The 20,590-nt window shown below is 65.0% G+C and carries 9 protein-coding genes and 2 pseudogenes; 7 read left to right on the top strand and 4 right to left on the bottom strand.

All coding sequences use genetic code 11. The annotated features are described in order from the left end of the window. Positions 1 to 313: 313 nt before the first annotated feature. Together G6N54_RS29240 and G6N54_RS29235 are read left to right on the top strand one after the other, a co-directional pair. The gene (locus tag G6N54_RS29240) at positions 314 to 1,078 is read left to right on the top strand and encodes a class I SAM-dependent methyltransferase (protein ID WP_163794299.1); all 765 of its coding nucleotides are present in this window, start codon (positions 314 to 316) and stop codon (positions 1,076 to 1,078) included. A 289-nt stretch (positions 1,079 to 1,367) separates the two neighbouring features. Next, complete coding sequence (locus tag G6N54_RS29235) at positions 1,368 to 2,663, top strand: glycosyltransferase (RefSeq protein ID WP_163794297.1); 1,296 nt, start codon at positions 1,368 to 1,370, stop codon at positions 2,661 to 2,663. Here G6N54_RS29235 and G6N54_RS29230 read toward each other — a convergent pair. Next, positions 2,635 to 3,495, bottom strand: a complete 861-nt coding sequence (locus G6N54_RS29230; RefSeq protein WP_163795109.1) for an SAM-dependent methyltransferase — start codon at positions 3,493 to 3,495, stop codon at positions 2,635 to 2,637. The genes G6N54_RS29235 and G6N54_RS29230 overlap by 29 nt on opposite strands. Positions 3,496 to 3,599: 104 nt before the next feature. Here G6N54_RS29230 and G6N54_RS29225 point away from each other — a divergent pair, with 104 nt between their 5' ends. From G6N54_RS29225 to G6N54_RS29215, 3 genes and pseudogenes are all read left to right on the top strand, one after another. Next, positions 3,600 to 4,295 (top strand): glycoside hydrolase, encoded by a 696-nt coding sequence (locus tag G6N54_RS29225; RefSeq protein WP_372513263.1) that lies wholly within the window; start codon positions 3,600 to 3,602, stop codon positions 4,293 to 4,295. Positions 4,296 to 4,417: 122 nt separating this feature from the next. Continuing rightward, positions 4,418 to 13,522 (top strand): annotated as a pseudogene (locus tag G6N54_RS29220) (BTAD domain-containing putative transcriptional regulator). A 170-nt stretch (positions 13,523 to 13,692) separates the two neighbouring features. Continuing rightward, positions 13,693 to 13,887, top strand: a complete 195-nt coding sequence (locus G6N54_RS29215) for a hypothetical protein (protein WP_163794295.1) — start codon at positions 13,693 to 13,695, stop codon at positions 13,885 to 13,887. A gap of 3 nt (positions 13,888 to 13,890) precedes the next feature. Here G6N54_RS29215 and ngg read toward each other — a convergent pair. Next, a pseudogene (ngg, locus tag G6N54_RS29210) lies at positions 13,891 to 15,675 on the bottom strand (N-acetylglutaminylglutamine synthetase). After that, positions 15,672 to 17,477, bottom strand: a complete 1,806-nt coding sequence (locus tag G6N54_RS29205; protein ID WP_163794293.1) for an N-acetylglutaminylglutamine amidotransferase — start codon at positions 17,475 to 17,477, stop codon at positions 15,672 to 15,674. Before G6N54_RS29205 ends, ngg begins: the two are co-directional and overlap by 4 nt. Before the next feature lie 353 nt (positions 17,478 to 17,830). Here G6N54_RS29205 and G6N54_RS29200 point away from each other — a divergent pair, with 353 nt between their 5' ends. Further along, positions 17,831 to 17,992: a hypothetical protein gene (locus G6N54_RS29200; RefSeq protein WP_163794290.1), complete on the top strand. Its 162-nt coding sequence runs from the start codon at positions 17,831 to 17,833 to the stop codon at positions 17,990 to 17,992. A 320-nt stretch (positions 17,993 to 18,312) separates the two neighbouring features. After that, a complete protein-coding gene (locus tag G6N54_RS29195; protein ID WP_163794288.1) occupies positions 18,313 to 18,852 on the top strand; it encodes a GNAT family N-acetyltransferase in 540 nt (179 codons plus the stop codon). Between the two features lie 39 nt (positions 18,853 to 18,891). Here the strand turns inward: G6N54_RS29195 and G6N54_RS29190 are convergent, their stop codons facing one another. Further along, the gene (locus G6N54_RS29190) at positions 18,892 to 20,505 is read right to left on the bottom strand and encodes an MFS transporter (RefSeq protein WP_232073165.1); all 1,614 of its coding nucleotides are present in this window, start codon (positions 20,503 to 20,505) and stop codon (positions 18,892 to 18,894) included. Positions 20,506 to 20,590 lie beyond the last annotated feature (85 nt).

Genomic DNA, 20,590 nt, shown 5'->3' with positions numbered 1-20,590 from the left:
GTCCGGCCGGCGACCGGCCATATTATTTTGCGCTTGCCGCGCCGTTCGCGGTCCGGATTCGTTTGGCTGCCCGGTGGCGGGCATCGCGGGCTCCTGCTTTTCCGCCAAGGAACTGTGCCGCAAGCCCGGTCCGCCCGGGCCGCGCACCTCGATGACGAGCCGCCGACGGCGGGGGCCGGAATATATCGATCGGGCTTGCAGCGGGCCCGCCCCGAGTTCTGCCTGTGGGGATCGGTCAGCCGATTGCACGAAACGCTTGCAGCACATGGCAATCACTAAGTTCAGACACAGGTAAGCGCACTAGCGTGGCGTTGTGACTGATCGCCAAGAACGCGCAATGTCCTTCGGATCGATCGCCGAAGACTATGACGGACTGCGGCCCCAGGCCCCGCAGGAGGCGGTGGGCTGGCTGGTGCCGCCCGATTGCGAGGTGGCCGTCGACGTGGGGGCGGGAACCGGATTGTTCAGCCGCACGCTGGTGGACAGAGCCGACCAAGTCATCGCGGTAGAGCCCGACGCGCGGATGCGTAAAGTGCTGACCGAGCGATCCCCGGGAATCCGCGCACTCGAGGGCCGCGGCGAGTCGATACCGCTCCCGGATGCCGCGGCGGATGCGGTTTTCGTCTCGTCGGCGCGGCACTGGATGGACCACGAACGAGCCCTTCCCGAGATCGGTCGGGTGCTGCACGACGGCGGTCGCTTCGGCCTGATCTGGACGAGCCGCGACCGTGAGGTGGACTGGGTGCGTGACCTCGGCCGGCTGCCGGGCCAGGACCTCGAAGAGGTCCAATCGGTAGACCGCTTCCGCCAGCGCCTGCACTTCGACCTCCCCGAACCGCAGATCTTCCACAACATCGAGCGCGAAATCTTCCGGTTCGTCCGGACGATGTCGCTCGAGGGCGCCGTGGCGATGCTGGCGACCTACAGCCGGGCGATCATCGCCGCCCCAGAGGAGCGCGCTCAGACGCTCGACGCGGCGCGCGAGGCGATGCAAGCACGCTTCCCCGGTGCCGACATGATCGATATCCCGATGCGCGCATGGTGCTGGCGCGCCGACCGCGTTTCGCGCGCGCTATGAGGTATGTGCTCGGATTCGAATCCCACGCGTCACGGGAGAGCAGGGCTGTGGCCGTCCGCCACAGCGATACCGCATGCACTATCGCTTTTGAGAACCACTTCGCCCGCTCTGCGTGGTGCCGACGTGACGAACGCGCAAATTTCCGTTCTCGAAGCGGACGAATATGGATGCACCCAGACTTTGCTCGCGGCGACACCGCGGCACGCTACGCTGGGCCGGCAGCAACATTTCCACCGATGCCCCCTGAGGTCGGACCAGGCACACCACAATTGAAGATCCGGGATTCGCAATGAGATTTGTGCTCGCAAGTTATGGAACTCGGGGGGATACAGAGCCATCAGTCGCTGTCGGCCGCGAATTGCTGCGCCGAGGGCACGACGTGCAGATGGCCGTCTCACCAGACCTCGTTGGCTTTGCCGAAGCGGCAGGCGTCGCCGCGGTCGCCTACGGGCTCGACACCCAGGAATGGCTGGATACGTACCGCGACTTCTGGGCGTCCGCGTTCCACAACTCGTGGAAAGTTCCCTCCTTGATCAGCATGTGGCGCGAACTTCGCGAATCCGTCATTCGGAGCTGCATACAGATGAGCGAAACGCTGACGCCGCTGGCGCGAGGGGCCGACGTGCTCTTCACCGGCGAGAGTTTCATGGAGACGGCGGCCAACGTCGCAGAGTACTACGACATACCTCTGGCCACCCTGCACTACGTCCCGATCCGGGCCAACGGGCGGCTCGTCCCGATCATGCCCGCGCCAGTGGTCCGCTCGGCCATGAGCATGTCCAACTGGCTGACATGGCGGATGACGAAACATCTCGAGGACGCGCAGCGCCGTGAACTGGGCCTGCCCAACGCAACTCGTCCGGCCTCGCGACGCATCGCCGACCGTGGATCGCTGGAGATCCAGGCCTACGACGAGGCATGCTTCCCCGGCCTGGTGACCGAATGGGCGAAATGGAAGCGTCAGCGCCCCTTCGTTGGCGCGCTGACCTTGGAATTGATGACGGACGCCGACGAGGAAGTCGCGTCGTGGATTGCGGCGGGCACGCCGCCGATTTGCTTCGGCTTCGGCAGCATGCGTATCGCTTCTCCCGCCGATACGGTCGCGATGATCAGCGCGGCATGCGAGAAACTCGGTGAGCGGGCGCTGCTGTGCTCCGGATGGAGCGACTTCGGCGAGGTGCCACATTTCGACAACGTCAAGGTGGTCGGCGAGTTCAATTACGCGGCGATTTTCCCGGCCTGCCGGGCGGTCGTGCACCACGGCGGGACGGGCACCACGGCCGCGGGCCTGCGCGCCGGAGTTCCCACGCTGGTCCTGTCAATGGACCTCGTTCAGACGATCTGGGGAGCTCAGATCACCCGGCTGAAAGTGGGTGCGGCCCGACGATTTGCGAACACGAACCGCGAGTCGTTGGTCGCCGATCTGCGCCAGATCCTCGCTCCCGAATGCGTGACCCGAGCCCGCGAATTCGCCACTCGAATGAGCAAACCCGACGCCAGCGTTGCCAGCGCCGCCGATCTCCTCGAGGCGCTTGCCAGCCCGAAACGGTCGGCGGTCAGCCCAGTTCTGCGCTCAGGTAGCTGATGGCGCGCCGAAACTCGGCCAGCAGTTCGTGTTCCGGCAGCGCAAACCCGTTTTCGGCGCACAGGTCTTCGGTGGGATGCTGCGTGACCGTCCAGCCGGTGTCCGCCAGGTGCTCGCCGGCTTGACGACGGTCACCGATCCACACCAGATCGGCGACGTCGAAATCGAGCCCGTGCTTTTGCCAACCGCTGCGTAGGGCCCGCGCACGCTCGTCGGTGAACACGCCCATGTCGGTGATGTTTTCGGTCGCGAGGCGACTGCCCGGCACGCTGAGTGCGGTGATGTTGTCCAGCAATCGGTCCTGGGCGTCTGGCGGCAGATACGGCAGCAGGCCTTCGGCGATCCACGCCGTCGGGGCCGAGGTGTCAAAGAAGTTGTCGCGCAAGGCGGTAGGCCAGTCGTCACGCAGGTCGACGCCAACCGCACGGCGTTCGGCGGCCGGTTCGGCGCCGATCTGAGCCAACGTGGTGCCCTTGAACACGATCACCTCGGGCTGGTCCACCTCGAAGACGACCTGACGGATTCCACTCTCGGTCGCAGCAAGGAAGAAGTTATCGAAAAACCTTGTGCGCACCGCCATCTGCTCGCAGCGCTGCCGGACCGTCAGGGGTACATCGGCGTCGTCGAGAGGAATATCGCCGTCGAGCATGCGCGTGAAGAACGGGTGTCCCACCGCGCGGACCAACGGCTCGGCGAACCGATCGTCGAGCAGCGGATCCGGTTCGCGTGACGCCAGCGCGCGAGACGCCGCCACCATTGTCGCCGTCGCTCCCACGCTCGAGGCAAGGTCCCAGCTGTCTCCTTCGGTACGCGCTGCGCCATCCGATGACACCATTACCCCCATCCTGAATGGCCCGCCAGAGCAGAAATTCGATAGCAGTCACCATAAACGACAAGATCACCACACGCGTCGCACGCAACACTAAAGTGCTCTGGGTGAGCAGGAACGTGTTAGCCATCGGCCGGAGCCGTTGGATGGCGATCGCGGCTTCGCTCGTTGTTTCTGCCGGCATGATCTACGCCCAGGGAACAAAGTCATCGCTGCCCGTTGAACCCCCCACGGCAAGCCCGACGGTGACCGCGGCTCCGCCCCCGAAAGACTCGGCGACCGGCCTGGGCCCACACGTCGCGACCCCGGCGGAGGTGGAATCGTTGGCGGCGCTGGCGGCGACCGCACCGACCGGGGCGCAGAGCTTCCAATTCCCGTTGCCGGCCGGCGTCGCGTCGGAGGACCGGTTGCAGGTCAAAACCATCTGGGCGGCACGTGTCATCGGTGTGCTGTTTCCGCAGGTCAAAACGATCTACGGGTACCGGCAAGACGCCCTGCCGTGGCATCCCAACGGGTTGGCGATCGATGTGATGATCCCGAATCATGGCAGCCCGGAGGGCATCGAACTCGGCAACCAGATCGCCGGATATGCACTGGCGAATGCGAAGCGATGGGGCATCAACCACGTGATCTGGCGGCAGAAGATCTATCCGGGTCCCAACTCGGGAGCATGGACGGCCGACCTCGGAAACGAGACCGCCAACCACTACGACCACGTCCACATCGCGACGGGCGGCGGCGGCTATCCGAAGGGCAACGAGGTTTACTACATCGCGTCGATGACCCCCACACCGGCGGAGTAGGGGCGTTAGCTAGCGCTGCGGATCAAGAGCTGCGGTGAATTGCGCAGCGGCGCCTTTACTCGTTCTTGACCAGGTATTGAATTCCGCCACCGACGATGGCTGATGTGAGTACCCTTTTATCGGTGGAACTGGGGGTTTTGGGACCTCTCCAGGTCCGACAGGACGGAACGCCCGTTGCTATTCCGGGCGCCAAGCCGCGCGCCATCCTCACGATGCTCGGACTGAACGACGCATCGGTCGTGCCTGCCGACGCGTTGATCAAGTTGCTGTGGGGCGACGATCCGCCGCGCACCGCCGCCAAGGCCCTGCAAACCCATATCTCGGCGCTGCGCCGTGCCCTCGGCGACGGCCTCGTGGTCACCGAAGGAGCGGGCTGGCGGCTAGACGGCGCCGACGTGGATGCGACGCGCTACAAGTCGGCAGCCAAGGCGGGGCGTGATGCGGCCACCATCGGCGACACCAGCCAAGCGGCGGTGCGCTTGGAGGCGGCGCTCGCCCTTTGGCGCGGAGTGCCCGAACTTCCCGACGGTCAGCGGGGGGTGTCCGAGAAGACACGCTGGATCGAGAGTCACGCCGCGCTCGTCGAGGATCGGGCCGACGCGCTGCTCGCCACCGGCCGGGCCGCCGAAGTCATCGGCGACCTCGAGGCGGCCGTGGCCGAGGCTCCGCTACGCGAAAGACGATGGGGCCAGCTGATGCTCGCCCTCTACCGGGCCGGCCGCCAGGGCGAAGCCCTGGCGGCCTATCAACGGGTGCGGTCGCTGCTCGCCGACGAGCTCGGGGTCGATCCCGGGCCGGAGCTTCGACGGCTCGAAACCGCAATCGTTGCCCAAGACTCGTCACTGGATGTTGCTGTGACACAGCATCTTCCATCGGTGACACGCGCCGTGACCTTCCTGCTCACCGACATCGAGGGGTCGACGGCCGCCTGGGAGGCCGACGCCGACGCGATGGCGAAAGCACTCGCACGCCACGACGAGCTGGTCGAGCAGGTCGTCACGTCGCGCGGCGGACGGCTGGTCAAAACGCGTGGGGAGGGCGATGCGACGTTCTCGGTCTTCGAACGACCGTCGGCGGGCGCCGCCGCGGCAATCGAATTGCAAGACGCCATCACTCACGAGCCGTGGGCCTTGCGAGATCCCATCCGAATTCGCATGGCGCTACATACCGGCGAGGTCGAGCTGCGCGACGGCGACTACTTCGGCCGGGCGGTCAACGGGTGGCGCGCCTGCGATCCCTGGCGGAGGGTGGTCAGATCCTGTGTTCCGGTGCGACCGCCGAGCTGGTCATCGACTCGCTGGCCGACGACGTCATGCTCAACGACCTGGGCATGCGTCAACTGAGAAATCTCCCGCGTCCCGAGCACGTGTTCGAGCTACGCCTCGAAACCGCGTCGGTCCAGCCCGAACCGCAGACGGCCGAACCGCCGATGGAACGTCCCGGCCTGCCCGCGGTACTCGTCGGACCGGGGCCGTTCGTCGGACGTGGGCGCGAGCTGGAACGGCTGCTGGCCGTGTGGCAGACCGCGCTTGCGGGCGGGGCGCCCACGGTGCTGATCGCCGGCGACCCGGGCGTCGGCAAGACACGGCTGGCCGGTGAGTGGTCGCAGCGCGCCTATGCGCAAGGGGCGGTTGTCTTGTACGGCCGCTGCGACGAGGACCTCGGTGCGCCCTACCAGCCGTTCACCGAAGCGCTGCGTTCGCTCGTGCCATGCATGGGAGCCGACCGGCTGCGGGGACTGCGCGGCGTCGAAGCGTTGCCAGCCCTCGTGCCTGGGCTGACCGAGATCGTGCCGGATCTCTCCCCAAGGGCCCATCCCGATCCCGATACCGAGCGCTATGCGCTTTTCGATGCCGTCGTTGCGCTGCTGGAAATCGCATCCAAGAGTGCGCCGGTCCTGCTGATCCTCGACGACCTGCACTGGGCGGCCAAGCCGACGCTGCTGCTCCTGCGGCATCTGCTGCGCTTCGGCGACCACGCCCGGGTGCAGATCGTCGGCACGTATCGCAGCACGGACCTGGACCGCTCCCAGCCCCTGGCGGCGACGCTGGCCGACCTGCACCGCGACGGCACCGCAAACCGGTTGAGTCTCAGCGGCCTTGACGAGGAGGACGTGACCGCGTACGTCGCCGAGGCGGGCTATAACGACGAGGAACTCGCTCACGCATTGGCGTCGGTCACGGGCGGTAACCCCTTCTTCCTGATCGAGGCCCTGCGCCACGTCGACGAGAGTGGCGGGGTGTGGGATCAGAGCACCCTGCCACAGGGTGTACGAGAAGCCGTGAGCCGCAGACTTTCTCGGCTTCCGGTCGAGACCAACAAGGCGCTTGCCGCGGCCGCGGTCGTCGGTAGCCGGTTTGCCTTGGAGTTGGTCGAGCGGGTGGTCGGAGACGAACTCATCGACGCGTTCGACGAGGCGTGCCAAGCCGGTATCGTCATCGAAGAGCCGGGCGGCAACTACCGGTTCAACCACGCCCTCGTGCGCCAGTCGCTGCTCGCCGAGTTGGCATCGGTGCGGCGCATGCGATTGCACCAGCGCATCGCCGCGACTCTGGAGACGCTGCCGGGCACCGACGACGAGCTGCTGGCCGAGTTGGCTCATCACTATTACGAATGTGCCTGGGCTGGAAACGCGGCCAAGGCGGTCCTCTACTGCCGGCGTGCCGCAGACCAGGCGATGGCGAGACTCGCCTACGAAGGTGCGGCCGACCTGTACCGCCATGCCCTGCACTCGCTCGAGGAGCTTGACGACGAGCTGCCCGATCGCGACGACCAAACCGCCGAGCTACTGATTGCCCGCTGCGAGGCCCTGCTGGCCGCGGGTGACGTGACCTCTGCGGCGGGTGCGGTCTCTCAATTGCAGGAGACGACAATCGATTCGGCCCGGCTGACGTCATGGGCGACGTGCTTCGACGGCCAACTCTCCATGTTGATCCACCCCGAGCGATTGGACGAGGCGGAGGTCGCGTTGGGTGCGGCCGCCGCCAAACTCGCCCAACTGGACGACGCTGCCGGAGAAGCGAAGGCACATACCGTCCGCGCTGGGTGCCTCGCGCGGCTCGGGCGAATCGGCGACTGTGAAATCGCGCTCGACGACGCGTTGACCGCGGCACGGCGGGCCCGTGAACACCGGCGAGTGAACGCGGTGCTGGCGGGCGCGCCGCTCGCCGCGCTGTGGGGACCCAACCCGGTTCCGCGCGGGCGGGCGGTGTCTTGATGTGGTGCGGCTGTTGCGGATCACGACCGACTCCCCCGCGGTCGAAGCCACCTCGACCCGTTGTCAGGCCGTGCTGGAGGCTTTCCGCGGACGCGCCGCCGCGGCCCGGCGGATGATCGACTCGGCCCGGCGTACCGTCGTCGAGCTCGGCTTGCGCCACGCCCGACTCGAAGTCGAGCAGTTCGCCGGCATCGTCGAGCTCGTGGTAGGGGACCCTGCCGCGGCCGAGCCGTATCTGCGCAAGGCCTACAACGGCTTTCGACGCATGGGTCTCGACGCCGACACCGCCGAGACCGGTGCGCTGCTGGGCCGGGCCTGCCTCGCGCTCGATCGCGACGCCGAGGCAGACGAATTGTGTTCGGAAAGTGAGCGTCTCGCCGGGCACGCATTGAAGGCGTCGATGGGGTGGCGCACACTTCGGGCACACCTGCTGGCCCGCCGCGGTGACCACGAGGAGGCCCGGCGGGTTGCCGAGGCCGCGGTATCGTTGGCCGAGCGCACTGACGCCCTGGTTGACCACGGCGACGCTTGCCTCACGTTGGCAACCGTTTTGGGCGCTGCCGGCAATACAGTCGCGGCGCGAACCGCCGCCGAACAGGCGGTCGGGCTGTACGAGCGCAAAGGCGCTACAGCACTGGTGGAGATGGCGCGGGGTCTTCTCGACGAGCGCACGCTCCCGGCGCCTTCCGCTCGACCCGAGCCATCGCACGTCGGGTTCGACAATGCATGCGTGCAAGCGGTCGCTCGCGGAGATGCGGCTTTCCATCGTGGGGCTTTTGACGAGTTCGAGGGATGTTTCGCGGACGACATCCTCATCGAGAGTCGCCGCAAGATACTTGGTTTCGGCAAGACCGATCTTCGGTCTGGCCGGTGGCCATACGACGCACGACGTTCTCTCGAGATGGATGGAGCGGTTCAACTCCATCGCACAGTTGTCGCTGTGCGAGGCGAGCGGTTGGCGCTCTATCAAACGGAATTAGCCAATGCAGATGTCAGTCCCGGGGCGCCGCGCGGCGAGGTGCTCCAGTTAGTCGGCATCGACGAGGACGGTCGGTTCGCGCTGGATGTGTGGTTCGATGTCGACGACATCGATGGAGCGACTGCAGAACTCGACGCCGCGCACGCCCGGTTCGAAGCAGAGCGTCCGAAAGCACGACACCTGGAAAACGCGGCAGCCCGCATCTTCCGGCATGTCTGGTCGCACATGGCGACTCGCGACTGGGACGCGATCGCCCAAGCCGTGGCCAACGACTACATCGGCATCGATCGCCGCCGGGTCTTGAGTGCCGAGACTCAACATAGTCGCGATGTCGTCATCAGAGACCTAAAGGCGGCCGCCGAAGTTGGCTTCGCGATATCGATGGTGAGCGCCATGGCTATTCGCGGGGAGCGTCTCGTGTTGGCACGAACTCGCGCCTGCGGCAACGATCCGGAAACGGCACAAAACGATGCTCTTAACGTCGTTGAGATCGACGCTGATGACCGCATCGCGATCGTCGTAACGTATGACCTCGAAGACTTCGATGCCGCCATCGCTGAGCTCGATCATCGTTACCTCGCCGGCGAAGCGGCCCCCCACGCTCACACGTGGTCTGCGATCGCTGATGCTTTCGCGACACTCAACCGACACGAAATTCCCCCCATGGCGCCGGATTGGGTAACAGTCGATCACCGGCCGGTCGTCGCGATCGGACCACATGAACTAGAGACATACCTGCATTCCGCATGGGATGCCATGCCAGGAATCACCGCCTACGTCGAGGTTGTACACCAGCTTTCCGACATCGGAGCAGTCGTCAGCCATGCGGCGCACGGGACATCGCAAGAGGGCTTCGATGCCGAATGGCGAATGATTGAGCTGCTGACCGTCAAAGACGAGATGCTAAGCCGCGGCGAGATATTCGCCGAGACGGACATCGAAGCCGCGCTCGCGCGGTTCGAGCAGCTCAGCCTGTCGACCCATCGGTTGGAAAATGCGGCGACACTCGTCTTCGACCGCTTCTGGTCGCATTACGCGGCCCGTGACTGGGCGGCGCTGGCTGAAACCCTCGCCGAGAACGTTTCCGGTATGGATCGCCGACGGGTCGTGAATGCCGGGATGCGGCGTGGCCGAGATGCCGTGATCGACGACCTGCGGGTGGCTGCCGACCTCTTCACGATCTCGATGGTTGACGTCGTGGCGCTGCGCGGCGAGCGCCTCGCTCTCGGACGCGTCCGCGCCGCCGGCGGCGACCCAGAGACAGTACAAAACGATGCCTTCAATGTCATCGAGATCGACGCTGACGAACGGATCACATTGGTCGATATCTTCGACCTTGACGACGTCGACGCGGCATTCAACGATCTCGACGCGCGCTATCACACCGGCGAAGCGGCACCATGCGCACACACATGGGTGAGAACCACTGAGAACTACGCCGCGTTGAGCCGGCACGAACTACCCCCGATGACAGCCGACGCCGTGACGATTGATCACCGCCGAGCGGCCGCATTCGCGCCAGGCGAATTCCTCCAATACCTTCGTACCGCGATCGATCAAAGCCAAAGAACCAACATCCACCCCACGGTCGTGCATCGGCTGAATGAACGCGGCACGGTCATCACTCATACGGCGCATGTGATCTCGCGCGACGGCTTCGAGGCCGAGTTCCAAGACGTCATCGTGTGCACACTCGAGGGCGACATGGTCAATCACTTCGAACTCTTTGACGAGGCAGATCTCGACTCGGCGATCGCACGGTTCGACCAGCTCAGCCTGCCGGCGCATCGGCTGGAAAACGCGGCAACCCGAATGGCCGAGCAGTTCCTGGCACATTATCGGGTTCACGACTGGGATTCCATGGCGGAGCTCCTCAGCGAGGATATGTGCTCAGACGATCGCCGTCGGGTGGTAAATTCCGGGATTCGGAGCGGCCGACATGTCGAGATAGCGAATTGGCGTGGGACCGCCGATATCTTGAGCACCAATGTCGGGTGGACCGTGGTCGCCACCCGCGGGGAACACCAGGCGCTCCTTCGTTTCGTCTTCGAGGGGCAGGGACAAGCGACTGCGGCGTTCCAGGTCTCGGGGCTCACCATGATCGAGGTCGACTCGGATGAGCAGATTGTCGCGCTTGTCACGTTCGACCTCGACGATCTCGACGCCGCCTTCGCAGAGCTCGATTCCCGTTATGTTGCAGGCGAAGCGAGTGCTCACGCGCGCACGTGGTCGGTGATCACGGAAGTTTTCGCAGCGCTCAACAGACACGAGCGGTTACCGATCGCCCCGGACTTCGTGAACATCGACCACCGCCAAACGGTGTCGTTCGCCCCCGGCGAGCTGATTGCCTACGTCGGTACCGGGGTCGAAATCGACCAAGCTACAACTCATATCGAGGCTGTGCATCGGTTGAACGAGCGCGGAGCGGTCGTCACCTACGTGGCGCGTGGAACCTCCCACGACGGCTTCGACGCCGAATGGCGGGCGATCACCCTTTCGATGGTCGAAGGCGACAAGGTCAGCCGCTGTGAAATCTTCGACGAGGCAGCCCTCGACGCGGCACTCGCCCGATTTGAGGAACTAATCGAGCCAGCAGGCCGGTTGGAAAACACGGCAACCCAAGCGGCTGCGCGCTTTGTGGCGCACTTCGCCGCCGGCGACTGGGCCGGCATGGCTGAGACATTCGCCGACAATTTTGCCAGCGACGATCGCCGCCGGGTCATAGGCGCGGGCGTCCGCCGCGGTCGGGATGCGGAGATGGCGGACCTGCGGTCGATTGCTCACGTCGGGATCACCAATGTGACATCGACTCCCATTGCGACGCGGGGCGACCGCCTTGTCCTCACCCGTGGATGCCTCTCGCTCCACGATCAAGGACCCAAGTCGTTCTTCACAGAGTCGCTCACCGTCGTCGAAGTCAACGCCGACGATCAATTCGTGGCATTAGTTTCATTCGACCTCGACGACATCGACGCCGCCTTCACGGAACTCGACGCCCGATACCTCGCCGGCGAAGCGGCCGCGCATGCGGGCACGTGGTCGGTCGTCGCGGAAGGTTATGCCGCGCTCAACCGCCGCGAACTACCGCCGGTGACAACGGATTTGGTGAGCGCCGACCACCGCCGGGTGGCGCCATTCGCGCCCGGCGACCTCGTCGCATACATCCACGCTCTGTTGGATCAGGTTCCCGGCGTGAACTTCCGCGTCGAGGCGGTCCACCGGTTGAGTGACCTCGGGGCGGTCGTCACTCACGCATTGCATGGGACGTCGCAAGAGGGCTTCGACGCCGAATGGCGCGGCATCCACGTCGCGACCGTCGAAGGCGACTTGGTCAACCGCAGCGAGACGTTCGACGAGGCAGACCTCGACGCCGCGATCGCTCGCTTCGAACAGCTCAGCCAGCCAACCCGAGTCCTGGAAAACGGCGCACGCAGAGTGAGCAAGGACTTCCTGAATCGTTTCGAGACCGGTGACTGGGACGGCCTGTCAAGGATGCTGGCCGAGGGTTATTCGAACGATGACCGGCGGCGCATGGTGGGCGTGGGAGTCCGACATGGACGGAATGCCGAGATCATCAACATGCAGGCGATCGCCGATGTATGGCTGAGACACTTGAAGTCGACAGCATTGGCGACTCGTGGGGAGCGACTTGTCCTGCTGATGATCGGCGCTGTGGCCAAGGATCAAGGCAACGAAGAATTCTTCCTTGATGTGCTCGCAATCGTCGAGATCGACGCCGACGAGCGGATCGCCGCGGTCATCACGTTCGACGCGGACAACATCGACGCCGCCTTCGCCGAGCTCGATACCCGCTACCTCGCCGGCGAAGCTGCTGCCCAGTCTGACACGTGGTCCGCCATCGTGGAAGCTTACGCCGCGATCAATCGGGGCCAACTCCCTTTGACCACAACTGACTTCGAGGATATCGACCGTCGGCGCGGGGCCACGATGGCCCCCGGCGAACTGCTCGACTTCCTTCGTAGTGCGCTGGATCAGACCAGCGGCCTCACCGTTCGAATCGCTGCGGTGCATCGGCTAAGCTCGCAGGGCGCGATCATCACCCATGCCGCGGTCGGGACCTCGCCCGAGGGCTTCGAAGCCGAGTGGCGCGAGGTCAGCCTGCTGAGGACTGAGGGCGACATGCTCAGCCGCTGCGAGGTCTTCGACGAAGCCGATGTCGACGCCGCACTCGCGAGGTTCGACGGACTGCGCTCGCAGCTGCGGCGGCCGAAAAGTGCCACCAGCCAAGTAGTCAAAGACTTTGAGGTGCACTACGCGGCGCGCGACTGGAGCGCGATGGCTGAGATCCTCGCGGTCGACATTGCCGTCGACGATCGCCGACATGGGGTCAATGCCGGGATACGACACGGCCGGGATGCCGCGATCGATGATTTACAAGCCAGCGTGGCAGCTGGGTTCAAGAGCTCAACGTCTACCGTCGTGGCGACCCGCGGTGAGCGCCTGGCGCTTACGCGAGTCCGCATGTCCGAGGGGGGCCATCGCCCCGAAGCGTTCCAGGTCGATGTGTTCCACGTCCTCCAGGTCGACACCGAAGGCCAGGCCGTGGCGGTAGTGATCTTCGATTTCGACGATATCGACGCCGCCTTCGCGGAACTCGACGCCCGCTACCTCGACGGCGCGCGCGCCTCCCACGCACACACCTGGTCGATAATCATGCACGGCTATGCCGCGCTGAATCGGGGTGAAATGCCCGAAAGCACGGATGATTTGGTAGACTTCGACCATCGTCGCGGGGCAACGCTGGAGCCTGGCCGTCTGATGGACTACCTTCGTGCAGCGCTGGACGACTCGGTGGGCAACAGCCTGTGCATCCTGGCCGTTCACCGGTCGACCAGTCGTGGCGCGGTCGTTACCCATGTGGCGAAGGGCACGTCGCGTGACGGCCTCGACGCCGAATGGCGCATCACCAGCGTCTATACGATTGATGGCGATCTGATCAATCACTGCGAGATGTTCGACGAGGCGGACCTCGAGATGGCGCTCGCCCGCTTCGAGGAACTCGCCCGGTGAGCGAACCGAGAACTTCTGACAACAGCGCTTGCCGATTTGCTGGCACCGTGGAATCGCCCGAGCGCGAGCCTACTTTTGCGGATAAGGGATCGGCGATCGGAGGGCGACGATGACCGCGGGGACGACGACGGGGACACACCTGCGCTCGAAAAGGCGCTCGAGGATCTGTGTTGGGGCGCTCGCGGCTGCCCTTTCGTCCGGCGCCGCGCTCTTTCTTCGGCGGCGAGCTGACACTCTCGCCGAAACCGGTGTTCTTCATAACCAACAAGACGGCCTTGACCACGATGCGGCGTCTGGTCAAATTTGCCGCGCAGGGCAATCCCGCTGCGGTGCCAGGGATTCTGGCGTCCGCGGTACGTGGCTAATCGTCAATCGGTGTGAGTCGCCGGCTCCTCGGGAGTCCAGGCCGGCGGCTGGCCTGGCTGCCCAGGGAACAGGAAGTCGACGAAAGCAGAGGCAGTGGGTTGCGGTTCATGATTGGCCAACCCGGGCCGCTCGTTGGCTTCGATGAAGGCGTAGTCGACTGCCGGTGACGTCGGGAACGATCAAATCGATGCCCGTCACCGGGATGCCGATCGCCTCGGCCGCCGCCACCCCGACCCGACACAGATCCTCATGCACCTGGGCGGTCACATCATGGATCGTGGCGCCCTGATGGAGATTGGCGGTACGGCGAACACGGAGTCGAATTCCTTCGGGCAGAACGTCGTCCAGCGTCCAACCGGCATCGCCGACCGTCGCCTCGGTGAGGTCGTCGAGTGGGATGCGGGACTCGCCCCCGGTGGCCGCGGAGCGCCGCCGACTCTCGGCGGCAATGAGGTCTCGCACACTGTGCTCCCCCGTGCCGATGATCTCCGGGGGCACCCGCAGCGCCGCGGCAATCACCCGGCCATCGATCACCACTAATCGAAGGTCGTCGCCTTTTACCCGCTGCTCGATCAGCACCTCCGGGTATTGCTCGCGCGCTCGTGCCAGGGCCGTCGTGAGCTCATCTTCGGCGACGACACCGACGGTGATGCCCTTACCCTGTTCTCCGCGAGTCGGTTTGACGACGACCTCTTCGACCTCGCGCAGAAAAGCGTAGTCGTCATCGTTGAAAGTGGCCAGGCGGGCCCGCGGCACGGTGATGCCCGCCTCCGAGACCAGGCGCCGGGTCAGGCGCTTGTCGTCGCACCGGCACATCGCGATGGCCGAGGTGAACTCCGACAGCGACTCGCGAGTGATCAGGCTGCGGCCACCGAGAGACAGTCGCATCTCGCCGGTCTCGGCATCAAGAACCTCGACCCGGATTCCACGTCGCAGCGCCTCATCGGCGATGATCCGCGCGTACGGGTTGAGGTCGTCCACGGTCTCCGGGGGCGGGCTGAACAGCGGCTCGTTGATGGCATTCTTCCGCTTGATCGCCAGCACCGGAACGCGGCGAAATCCCAGCTTTTCGTAGAGGGCGATGGCGGCGGCGTTATCGTGGCCGACCGACAGGTCCATGTAGGCGCGACCCGCACTACGGAAGTGCTCGGCCAGCGTGCGGGTCAGGGCTTCGCCCATGCCGGGCAACCCAGCTGCCGGGTCGACCGCCAGTGTCCACAGGCTCGACCCGTGTTCGGGGTCGGAGAACAACATCTCGTGGTCGACGCCGGTCACGGTGCCCACCACTTCGCCATCCTCGTCGCGCACCGCGACCAGGTAGGTCACCGCGTCTGCGTGCAAATGGTTGTCCCAGATCGTGTCCACCGGCGCCGGGACCATCCCGCATCGCACAAACACCCGATTCATCGCATCGGCATCGGCGGGGTCAACGAGCGTGCGCACCGTCACGCCCAGCGGAGACGGCGCCAACTCTTTCTCGTGTTCAGGAGTAAAGCGCAGCCGATAGGTGTGACTGGGATCGATGAAGAGCTCGGTTGGCGCCCTCGCGACCACCACGTGGGACTCGCGCGCGTAGATGCAGATGTCGCGGCGCCCCGGCGCTTCTCGGCGCAGCGCCTCGGCCAGCGTGTCGGGATCGGCAAACGTCTGGCCGAAGATCAGTCGGCCCAACCCAATTCCAGGTCGACATCCTTGGCCATCGCGTCCACCAGGTGGGGCGGTGACGCATCGTGCAAGCCGAGCGTAATCGCCTCGGGATGGTCGTCTGAAGGGTCGAGGACCGTCATGCGGCAGGCCCTGTCACACCGTGACGCTGCAACCACAACTCGAGTAGGCCGATCTGCCAGAGTTCATTGCCGCGCAACGGCGTCAGCCTCCCGTTGGGGTCGGCCAGCAGCGCGTCGACCGCCTCGGCGGCAAACAGTCCGCGTTCCTTGGCGATTGGCGCGTAAAGCGCGTCCCGGACCAGATCGAGATAGGGACCCTGAAGGTGAGTCAGCGCGGGAACCGGGAAGTACCCCTTGGGCCTATCGATGACTTCCGACGGGATCACCTGTCGCGCAGCCTGTTTGAGCACACCCTTGCCCTCGTGCGCGATCTTCAGTTCCGGCGGGCAGGTCGCGGCCAGCTCGACCAACTCGTGGTCGAGAAAAGGGACCCGGCCCTCCAAACCCCAGGCCATCGTCATGTTGTCGACCCGCTTCACCGGGTCGTCGACGAGCATCACCATCGTGTCCAGCCGCAGCGCGCGATCGATGCCGGTTTCGGCGCCGGCGCGAGTGAAATGCTCGCTGACGAATAGCCCGCTGGGATCGCCGGGTGCGTGTTTCCCCGGACCCAACATGGCCCCGACGCTCGCCGCGTCGCGATCGAAGAAGGCGCCGCGGTATTCGGCGACGGCCCCTTCCACGGACGCCGCGGCCGGCGAACCCATCGGCGGATACCAGTGGTAGCCGGCGAACACTTCGTCGGCGCCCTGACCCGACTGCACAACCTTGACGTGTTTGGCTACCTCCTGGCTCAGCAGGTAGAAGGCGACGCAGTCATGGCTGACCATCGGTTCGCTCATCGCGCCGATGGCACCGTCGAGCGCGGGCAGCATCCGATCCGTTCCGATGCGGATCTGATGATGATCGGTGTCGAAGCGTTCGGCCACGATGTTCGAGTACTGGAATTCGTCGCCCTGGACGTCCCCCACCGACTCGAAGCCGATCGAGAAGGTCGCAAGGCCGTGTTGACCCGCCTCGGCGAGCAGGCCGACGATCAGGCTCGAGTCCACGCCGCCGGACAACAGGCATCCGACCGGCACATCGGCGACGAGTCGGCGCTCGACCGCTGTCCGCAGCGACGCGAGCACGGCGTCTTCCCAGTCCCGCTCCGACCAGTCAGAACGATCCGCTTGCCTGCTGAAGTCGGGCGTCCAGTAGGTCTTGGTGGTAGTCCGACCGTCGGGCTCGATGGCTATGAGCGAAGCGGGCGGCACCTTGCGCACGCCGCGCAGGATCGTCAGCGGCGCGGGCACCACCGAGTGAAATGTCATGTAGTGATGCAGCGCGACGGGATCGATCCGGGTGTCTACACCGCCGCCGGCCAGCAACGCCGGCAGCGTCGAGGCGAATCGGATGCGATTGCTGTCCTGGGTCAGGTACAGGGGTTTAATGCCGAGCCGGTCCCGGCCAAGCAACACCCGGCCGCTGTCGCACTCGACGATGGCGAACGCGAACATGCCCTTGAGACGGCTGACGAAGTCGTCGCCCCAGCGATGATAGGCCTTGATCAAGACTTCGCTGTCGCTAGTCGAAAAGAATCTGTAACCGTGGCTTTTAAGTTCCTCGCGCAGTTGCTTGTAGTTGTAGATGCAACCATTCCACGCGATCGTCAGGCCCAGATCGGAATCGACCATCGGTTGAGCGCCGTGCTCCGTCAGGTCAATGATCTTCAGTCGACGATGTCCCAGCGCAACGCGCCCCTGCGACCACACGCCCGCACCGTCCGGCCCCCGCGGTGCCATCACCGCAACCATGGCCGAAACCGCAGCTACGTCGGGCACCCGATCGTCGAGTCGCACCTCACCGGTGGCTCCGCACATCAATCGAGCCTAACCGCGTTGCCCAGAAAAGGAGATGCCGGGACCGCGGCTACGTGCCGGACCCGTTCGGATTGGGTGCAGCCAGCCCTGGTCAAACAGAGCCGTCGCGCACCGCTACGACAGGCCACCGATCAGGCGCGCCGTTGAGTTGGTGACTGCCGCGAACGCCGAACGCGAGCCGGGATCCCGAGTGGCGGGAACGCCGGATACCACAACCTCATCGGGCTGTGAACGCAACGCCGGCGGCAATCCACCCCTTTTGTTAAACGGCGCTCAAACCGCCGTTCACCCGGGCCGGTGCTAGCGGTGAATCGTATTGCCGCTGCGTCGGATTCGGCGATAGGGTAGGGACCATGATCAACAACAGCATCGGGGCAATATTCATCGGCCACGGCGGCGGAGCCGGCGGCGGACGTGGTGGCGGCGCGGGTGGTGGTCGCGGCGGCGGCGCCGGCGGCGGACGTGGTGGCGGCGCTGGTGGTGGTCGCGGCGGCGGCGCCGGCGGCGGACGCTAAATCCCGAGCCCTTTTCCATTGCGCCCCTTCGCTTCTCATCGCGTAGTTGCGGGGCCGCCAAATCTGCGCTGCGTATCCCGTTACGGCATTGAGGGGTTCGCTGACTTATCGGGACGTCCCCAACAAAGTACGACTCGGTGATCCGGGCGGTTACGACGCGGTGCGCCCAACCCTTGCTACGTCAAATCCTCCCTGGAGTGCTTTGCTGATCGCTGCCTGGATGGGATTTGTCTGATTGCAAGTATTGCCAGTGCGCGATGAGGCTGCGATATCCGGACCCGCGACTCACCCGCGAAACGAGTGGCTGGAAGACTGCTGGCATGCAAGCGATCAGCGGCACGGTGCGTTCGGCCTCCCCCCAGGACGCGGCCGCCTGCGTTGCGATTTACCGGCCGTATGTCGAGAACACGTCGATCAGTTGGGAACTCGAGGCCCCCACCACGGACGAGATGGCTTCGCGCATCGCCAACGCCCAAAAGGCGCACGAATGGCTAGTTCTCGAACGTGACGATCAGGTCATCGGCTTCGCCTACGGCCACGCATTGATCAGCCTGCCCTCCTTCAAATGGTCATGTGAGACGGGCATTTACATCAGCGGCGACCGTCACCGCGCAGGCTGGGGACGCCGACTTTATTCGGAAGTGCTGCACCGGCTAGCCGAGCGCGGCTACCGCAGGGTCTTCGCCGGCATCACCCAACCCAACGAGACGAGTAACGCGTTTCACCGGTCCCTCGGATTCGAGGACATCGGCGCCTGGCCGCGGGTTTATTTCAAGAACGAGCGCTGGCACGACGTCGCGTGGATGCAACTCGATCTGGGACCCGGCGAGCAACAGGACCCGCCGCGAGCACTCGGCTAACTCCCGATTGTGTTGCGAGGCAGCCGTATAGCGCGGCTCTCACTTGCGGGTACGCAACGCGACGTAATACTCATGCCGCCGGGTATTGTCGACGGTGTAGCTGACCGCCTTCGTGACGCCATCATGGTCGACGTCCACCCAGCGCTCGGTGCGCTGGCGCTCAAATTCGCTCCAGGACGTCACCGTGAACCGCTCGAGGAACGAGTTGGGTTCCTCGACACTGTGATAAAGCCGCCAACTGTGGCCGCCAGTTCGCAACCGTGATTGCCTGACATCCCGCATTGCTTCGACGAATTCGTCGAGATTCTCGGGCGGCACGTGGTAGCGGACCGCCACCAGCACGGGGCCGTCTTGCGGGCATGGTTCGAACACGAGCGTCGGTGTCGGCCAGGCGCTGGAAACCTCGACGCTCACCGTCCCGGTGCATGGCCGCAGCCCAAGCGCGGTGACGCTGAGGGCAGCCCCGCCCAGCGCGACCGCCGACCAAAGCATCGCGTCGTCAAGGCCCCACCGCGTGGCCAGGGCACCCCACAGATAGGCGCCAAGTGCCTGAGATCCGGTAGAGACCAACAGGTAGACCGACAATCCACGAGCTCGAACCCATCGGGGCAATGACAGTTGCGCGGCCGCATTCAGCGTCGTCAAGGTGATCAGCCACGCCATCCCCGACAAGATCAAGAATGGAATCGCAGCCGCGAACGGCAGCCAGACCACGGCCAGCGGCGCAAGACCGTATGCAGCGGCCGAGACTGCGAGCAGCACGTTGTCCGACATTCTGGCGTGCAACCGCTCGGCAGCTATGACTCCGAGTATGGCGCCAAAACCGATGGCCCCCAGCGCCACACCGTAGCCGCCGGCGCCCAAGTGCCACTTGTGCGCGGCGGCCACCGGCAGCAAAGCGAGGATAGCCGAGGCAGGAAACAGGAAAAGGGCTGTCCGCAACAGGATCCTGCGAAAAATCGGACTGTTCTCGATGTATTGCAGCCCGGTGATGATGGCCGGACCGATGCGTTCCCGCTCGAGTGGCACGATCTGCTTCGGCCGATTCCACATTCGCAAAGCAACGATGATCGCCGAGAAAGATACTGCGTTGATCGCGAAGACGGCCGACGGGCCGAGCCATGCCACCACGACGCCGCCGATGGCTGGCCCAATCGCGCGGGTGGAGTTGGCCGAGACGCTGCCCAAGACCGACACCGCCGGTATTTGCTCCCGCGGGACAACCTCGGGCTGAATTGCCTGCCAGGCCGGTCCGGTCAACGCGGCAGCGAACCCGATGGCCAAGGTGAACATCAACAGCGCGGTCGGGGTGAGGCGACCAAGGTTCGTCAGCAGCGCCAAGGCGAGTGCCACCAGCACGGCATACGACTGCAGAACGATCAGCAACCGACGCCGATCGAACAGATCGGCAAGTACTCCGGCGAACAAGCCCAGCAATAGCGTCGGTCCCAAACTCGCCGTCTGAACCAACGCCACGATGACATCACTGCTGTGGTTTTCCACCAGGAACCACTGCGCCGCCACCGCCTGCATCCAGGTGCCGATATTCGAGATGAACTGGGCGATGAACAGACCCCGGTACACGCGATTGCGCAACGGCGCCCACGTCGACGGCTTTCCGCCGCCGGCACGCTCCTGGTCCGGAATCACCACAGAGTCGATGGTCGACAACCCCTCTGTACTGCCAGGACTCAGCAACGTAGTCGACTGGCGCTTTCCGATATGTGGCCGACGTCTG

Origin of the sequence: Mycobacterium stomatepiae (genome assembly GCF_010731715.1) — a bacterium.
In the GTDB taxonomy this organism is placed as follows: domain Bacteria; phylum Actinomycetota; class Actinomycetes; order Mycobacteriales; family Mycobacteriaceae; genus Mycobacterium; species Mycobacterium stomatepiae.
This window is presented reverse-complemented; position numbering and strand designations above follow the sequence as displayed.

Bases quoted from the DNA above. Each gene is read 5' to 3' on its own strand.
- G6N54_RS29235 (WP_163794297.1), top strand. From the start codon at position 1,368: ATGAGATTTGTGCTCGCAAGTTATGGAACTCGGGGGGATACAGAGCCA.
- G6N54_RS29205 (WP_163794293.1), bottom strand. From the start codon at position 17,477: ATGTGCGGAGCCACCGGTGAGGTGCGACTCGACGATCGGGTGCCCGAC.
- G6N54_RS29200 (WP_163794290.1), top strand. From the start codon at position 17,831: ATGATCAACAACAGCATCGGGGCAATATTCATCGGCCACGGCGGCGGA.
- G6N54_RS29195 (WP_163794288.1), top strand. From the start codon at position 18,313: ATGCAAGCGATCAGCGGCACGGTGCGTTCGGCCTCCCCCCAGGACGCG.